Annotated in this window: 6 protein-coding genes; 5 read left to right on the top strand and 1 reads right to left on the bottom strand. The window is 58.2% G+C overall.

Going from position 1 to position 5767, the window contains the following annotated elements; translation table 11 throughout:
• Positions 1–140: 140 nt before the first annotated feature.
• On the bottom strand, positions 141–1097 hold the full coding sequence (ytfQ, locus tag B3797_RS09715; RefSeq protein WP_311781503.1) for a galactofuranose ABC transporter, galactofuranose-binding protein YtfQ: 957 nt from the start codon (positions 1095–1097) through the stop codon (positions 141–143).
• Positions 1098–1810: 713 nt separating this feature from the next.
• Here ytfQ and ydgT point away from each other — a divergent pair.
• The 5 genes from ydgT to rsxC all read left to right on the top strand — a co-directional run.
• Positions 1811–2026 (top strand): transcription modulator YdgT, encoded by a 216-nt coding sequence (ydgT, locus tag B3797_RS09710; RefSeq protein WP_033747384.1) that lies wholly within the window; start codon positions 1811–1813, stop codon positions 2024–2026.
• A 105-nt stretch (positions 2027–2131) separates the two neighbouring features.
• Entirely contained in the window at positions 2132–2575 is a 444-nt protein-coding gene (locus B3797_RS09705; protein WP_311790972.1) for a DUF2569 domain-containing protein, read from the top strand.
• A 123-nt stretch (positions 2576–2698) separates the two neighbouring features.
• Complete coding sequence (gene rsxA / locus B3797_RS09700) at positions 2699–3280, top strand: electron transport complex subunit RsxA (RefSeq protein WP_033747388.1); 582 nt, start codon at positions 2699–2701, stop codon at positions 3278–3280.
• Positions 3280–3858, top strand: a complete 579-nt coding sequence (gene rsxB / locus B3797_RS09695) for an electron transport complex subunit RsxB (RefSeq protein ID WP_311781505.1) — start codon at positions 3280–3282, stop codon at positions 3856–3858. Before rsxA ends, rsxB begins: the two co-directional genes overlap by 1 nt.
• Positions 3851–5767: electron transport complex subunit RsxC (gene rsxC, locus B3797_RS09690; protein WP_311790971.1), on the top strand; the 1917-nt coding region annotated here is incomplete at its 3' end. The genes rsxB and rsxC, both read left to right, overlap by 8 nt.

Raw genomic sequence — 5767 nt, 5'->3', positions numbered from 1 at the left:
GACACGTTGTCCAGCGCCTTAACGCCGGGAAAACCTTTGCTGACGCCGCTGATGGTGAGCAGCGCATCATCATTGTGCCTAATCATCTTGTCAGCTCCGCCTCAACAGATAAAAAGCCGCTCCGGAGAGCGGCTCGCGGCTCAGTAACCCATGCCTTTTTTCAGATCCAGCTGTGCCTGCGCATCAGCAGGCAGATAGAGCCGGGATTCGGTTTTGGTGATTTTCGGCGGCAGCGTGCCATCCTTTTTGAACTTCTCCAGCGCGTCGAAAGCCGGGCCAGCCATATTCGGCGTCAGCTCGACGTTGGCGTTTGCTTCTCCTGCCAGCATCGCCTTATAGATATCGGGCACGCCGTCGATAGATCCGGTGAGGATATCTTTACCCGGCTTCAGGCCAGCTTCTTTAATCGCCTGAATCGCGCCGATCGCCATGTCGTCGTTGTGCGCATAGACCATACAGATGTTCTTGCCGTTGTTTTCCGCCTTGATAAAGCTCTCCATCACCTCTTTGCCCTTGCTGCGGGTGAAGTCGCCAGACTGCGAACGAACCAGCTTGATATTGGGATGGCCGGCGATCGCCTCGGCAAAGCCTTTTTTACGGTCGATAGCGACGCTGGCGCCGACGGTACCCTGCAGCTCGACGACGTTACACGGCTTGTTGCCAACGGTTTTCACCAGCCAGTCGCCAATCAGTTTGCCCTCCAGCACGTTGTCAGCGGTCACCACCGTCATATAGAGCGATTTATCTTTTACCACGATGGCGCGATCGAGCAGGAACACCGGAATTTTGGCATCTTTGGCCTCTTCCAGCACCGGCTCCCAGCCGGTCTGCACCACCGGCGCAATAAAGATCGCGTCCACGCCCTGAGCGATAAACGACCTCACCGCTTTGATCTGGTTCTCTTGTTTTTGCTGACCGTCAGCGATTTTTAGCGTGATGCCGCGCTTCGCCGCTTCACTTTTCGCCACGTTAGTTTCCGCTGCACGCCAGCCAGATTCGGAGCCGACCTGAGAGAAGCCGACCGTCAGGTCAGCCGCCATTACCGGCGCTGCTAACGCGGCGCTGACCAGGGTGGTCAAAAGTAAACGTTTCCACATAGTTTGCATTCCTCTGAAGGGCTTTTGCGAGTAAGGGTAAAGAGCCCGTTTAGCCTGGCGTAAATCGCTATGAATAAGGGCGACGCGCCTCACAAATTAGTTCAAATTAAAGGGGTTACGTGCAGGTATGGCAGTTGCTCGCCTTATCAGGCATGGACAAAACGACTGGTTATTTTAAAAATGCCGGTTAAATAAATGTAATAAACAGAATCGCTTATGAAATCTGCTCCTGAAAGCGATTACAATAATACGTAAACTTTGGTCATCGGACGTGGCGCAGGTGAGATGATAAATTTGTGATTTTCCGCACAGAAGCGAGGCATACACAGCGTTGCCCGACGCGCAGCCGGACGGCAAGAGAGAGATGCAGATTTGTTAAAAGCGCTGTTATTAACCGCTTTCATTCATCTGCACCACGGGGAGCGCAATAAATAAGGTTTTATAACTCTAAGCGAAGCGGATTCAGGGCCACAAAAATGTAATGGCGGTCGCGGTAAGGCCTGAACAGCTTTAGCGCAGCGGCGAGCGGCTGACGGCGACAAAGCACTTTTTAGCCGTTTCGCTTTAGGCTTCGCAAATAGTAATAACTGGCGTTTTTAGCGCATTGATTAGAAAAAATAAATAATTTGTCTTTTTTTCAGCATAAGACGCTGGACAGCGTGCAGTTGCTCCCTATACTGACCTCTCCTCTGTTCTCTTCATTTATGGCAATCATGACTGCGCAAGATTACCTGCTCAAATTCCGCAAAGTGAATAATCTGGAAAGTCTGGAAAAACTCTACGATCACCTCAACTACTCGCTCACCGATGATAACGAGATCATCAGCATGTACCGCGCGGCGGATCATCGGCGCGCTGAACTGGCGTCGGGCGGTCGGCTGTACGATTTAGGCCGCGTGCCGAAAACCGTGTGGCGTTACGTCGTCTGATCCGCGATTAACGGGCCTGCTGGCGCCGCTTCTCTTCTGCGCAGGCAGGCTCTGTTTGAACGTGTTATTCTCTCCCGCTTTCCTTGTCGCAACAGGATCATCCTTATGACTGAATCGGTAACCGCGCCGCGTCTGGGCGGCTGGCTGCTTGTCCCGCTCGCCTGGCTGATTATGATGCTGCTCACCAGCGCTCTGGTAGTGGCGATGTATCTCAGCCCGCTGTTTAATCCGGCATGGCGTGCGACGCTGTTTTCTCACGGCGGCATGCTGGTGACCAACTGGGCGATCTCTCTGCTGACCGCGCTCGCCGTCTGGTTTTACAGCCTGTGGGTATGCTGGATCTTCTGCAAACGTTCGCGCCGTCTGCCGCGCCACTATATTATCTGGCTGCTGGTCACGCTGCTGCTGGCGCTAAAGACCTTCGCCTTTACGCCGGTCGCCGACGGCAAAGCGTCCCAGACGCTCCTGCTGGCCCTGCTCGCCGCCGCGGTTTTTGTGCCCTACTTCAAACGTTCCCAGCGGGTGAAAACGACGTTTATCCGGCCGTAACGCCGTGAGTTTCGTCAACAATTTAATACTGAGTGCGATACAGCCTGCTGCCTTTCGCGCAGTGGTTGAGATAGCGTCACAGATCACAGATAATGAGCCGCTTTCCGAATCAATGGCGAAAAAATGACCGATTATCTGCTGCTGTTTGTAGGCACTGTGCTGGTGAACAACTTCGTTCTGGTGAAATTCCTGGGCCTCTGTCCTTTTATGGGCGTTTCCAAAAAGCTGGAGACGGCGATTGGCATGGGCCTTGCCACCACCTTTGTGATCACCCTGGCGTCGATTTGCGCCTGGCTGGTAAACCACCTGATCCTGGTGCCGCTCGATCTCGTTTATCTGCGCACCATGGCTTATATCCTGGTGATCGCCGTCGTGGTGCAGTTCACCGAAATGGTGGTGCGTAAAACCAGCCCGTCGCTCTACCGGCTGCTCGGCATTTTTCTGCCGCTGATTACCACCAACTGCGCGGTGCTCGGCGTGCCGCTGCTGAGCGTCAATCTCAACCACACCTTTTTGCAGGCGGCTCTTTATGGCTTTAGCGCCTCGCTCGGCTTTTCGCTGGTGATGGTGCTGTTTGCCGGGATGCGCGAGCGTCTGGTGCTGGCTAACGTGCCTGCGCCCTTTAAAGGTTCCTCTATCGCGCTGGTGACCGCTGGCCTGATGGCGCTGGCGTTTATGGGCTTTACCGGTCTGGTGAAATTCTGATGTCCGCTATCTGGATTGCAATTATCGTTCTGAGCGCGCTGGCCCTGGTGTTCGGCGCGCTGCTGGGCTACGCCTCTCGCCGCTTCGAAGTAGAAGAAGATCCTATCGTCGAACAGATCGACGAATTACTGCCGCAAAGCCAGTGCGGCCAGTGCGGCTACCCCGGCTGCCGTCCCTATGCGGACGCGGTGGGCAATAACGGCGAGGCGATCAATAAATGCGCGCCGGGCGGCGAGCAGACCATGCTCAAGCTGGCGGCATTGCTGAACGTTGATCCCCAGCCGATTGACGGCGACGAAACGGCGAAAGAGCCGGTGCGCACCGTGGCCTGGATTGACGAAGCGAACTGCATCGGCTGCACCAAATGTATCCAGGCCTGTCCGGTGGACGCCATCGTCGGCGCGACGCGCGCCATGCATACCGTGTTGAGCGACGTCTGTACCGGCTGCGATCTCTGCGTCGCGCCCTGTCCTACCGACTGCATCGAGATGCGTCCAGTGGCGACCACTACCGCTAACTGGAAGTGGGATCTTGAAACCATTCCTGTACGGGTGATCCCGGTAGAAAGCCATGCTTAATCTGTTGAATATCTTTCGTAAAGAGAAGCTGTGGGATTTCCAGGGCGGCATCCATCCGCCCGAAATGAAAACCCAGTCTAACGGCACCCCGCTGAGCCAGCTGCCGCTGCCGGACCGTTTTATTATTCCGCTGAAACAGCATATCGGCCATGAAGGCGAGATTTGCGTCGCGCCGGGCGATCGCGTGCTGCGCGGTCAGCCGCTGACCTTCGGCAACGGCCGGATGCTGCCGGTGCATGCGCCGACTTCCGGCAGCATTGATGCGATTGCGCAGCATATGACCGCGCATCCCTCTGGGCTGTCGGAACTCTGCATTTTTATGTCGCCGGACGGCGAGGATCGCTGGGCAACGCTGGAGCCGATGGCGGACTACCGCCAGCGCGAGCGCGCCGATATCGTTCAGCGCATTCACGACGCGGGCGTCGCCGGCCTTGGCGGCGCGGGCTTCCCGACCGGCACCAAGCTGCGCGGCGGACTGCGCGGCGTGAAAACGTTGATTATCAACGCCGCCGAATGTGAGCCCTATATCACCGCCGACGATCGCCTGATGCAGGATTATGCCGCCGAAGTGCTGGAAGGCAGCCGCATCCTCGCCTGGGTATTGCAGGCCGAGCGCGTATTGATCGGCATTGAAGATAACAAGCCGGAAGCGATTGCCGCACTGAAGCGGGCGCTGGGTGGCGAACGCGATCTGCAAATCCGCGTTATCCCGACAAAGTATCCCTCCGGCGGCGCGAAGCAGCTGACCAAAATACTTACCGGTCTGGAAGTGCCACACGGCGGACGCTCTACCGACATCGGCGTACTGATGCAGAACGTCGGCACCGCCTGGGCGGTGAAGCGCGCGGTGATCAACGGTGAGCCCCTGACCGAACGCGTGGTGACGCTGACCGGCGAGGCGATTGCGCAGCCGCGCAACGTCTGGAGCCGGATCGGCACCCCAATCAGCCACCTGCTGCACCAGGTCGGCTTTACGCCCGCTCCGCGCCAGATGGTGATTATGGGGGGGCCGCTGATGGGCTTTACCCTGCCGTCGCTTGACGTGCCGGTAGTGAAAATCACCAACTGCATTCTCGCGCCCTCCGCCAGCGAAATGGGCAACAGCGACGAGGAGCAGTCCTGCATTCGCTGCTCCGCCTGCGCCGATGTCTGCCCGGCGAAGCTGCTGCCGCAGCAGCTCTACTGGTACAGCCAGGGCGGCGATCACGATAAAGCGCGCGCCCACCATATCGACGACTGCATTGAGTGCGGTGCCTGCGCCTATGTCTGCCCGAGCAATATTCCGCTGGTGCAGTATTACCGCCAGGAGAAGGCCGAGCTGCGCGCTATCGACCTTGAGGCGAAGCGCACCGCTGAGGCGAAAGCGCGCTTTGAGGCGCGCCAGGCGCGTCTGGAGCGTGAAAAGCTGGCGCGTGAAGCGAAGCATGAGCAGGCGAAGCAGCGCGTCGCGCGCAGCGACGAAGGCGAACTGGCCGCAGCCCGCGAACGCGTGATGGCGAAGCGGCAGGCGGCAGGCGAAGTCGATCCGGCGGTAGAAGAAGCACAGCGTCAGGCGCGACATGCTCAGGCGCATTTGCGCCAGGCAGAGGCGCAGGCGGAAACCCAGGCGCTGAGCCGTCAGGCAGAGGATCCGCGTAAGGCGGCGGTAGAGGCCGCTATTGCCCGCGCTAAGGCGAAGAAAACTACGCAGCCTGAAGCAGTGGAAGAAACGAAAACGGAGGCAGCCGATCCGCGCAAAGCGGCGGTAGAAGCTGCCATCGCCCGCGCGAAGGCGAAGAAAGCTGCCGCCGCGCCGACGGAAGAGGCGCAGCCGGTCGAGGATGCGTCATCGGTCGATCCGCGCAAGGCGGCGGTAGAAGCCGCTATCGCCCGCGCGAAGGCGAAGAAAGCCGCCGCGCAGGCTACAGCC

The organism is Pantoea sp. UBA5923 (genome assembly GCF_002431095.1).
GTDB classification, from domain to species: Bacteria; Pseudomonadota; Gammaproteobacteria; order Enterobacterales; family Enterobacteriaceae; genus Pantoea; species Pantoea piersonii.
The sequence above is the reverse complement of the archived record's forward strand: the minus strand, read 5'-3'. Positions and strand labels throughout refer to the sequence as shown.

Excerpts from the sequence above, each read along its gene's own strand:
- ytfQ (WP_311781503.1), bottom strand. The coding sequence starts at position 1,097 with ATGTGGAAACGTTTACTTTTGACCACCCTGGTCAGCGCCGCGTTAGCA.
- rsxA (WP_033747388.1), top strand. The coding sequence starts at position 2,699 with ATGACCGATTATCTGCTGCTGTTTGTAGGCACTGTGCTGGTGAACAAC.
- B3797_RS09705 (WP_311790972.1), top strand. The coding sequence starts at position 2,132 with ATGACTGAATCGGTAACCGCGCCGCGTCTGGGCGGCTGGCTGCTTGTC.
- ydgT (WP_033747384.1), top strand. The coding sequence starts at position 1,811 with ATGACTGCGCAAGATTACCTGCTCAAATTCCGCAAAGTGAATAATCTG.
- rsxB (WP_311781505.1), top strand. The coding sequence starts at position 3,280 with ATGTCCGCTATCTGGATTGCAATTATCGTTCTGAGCGCGCTGGCCCTG.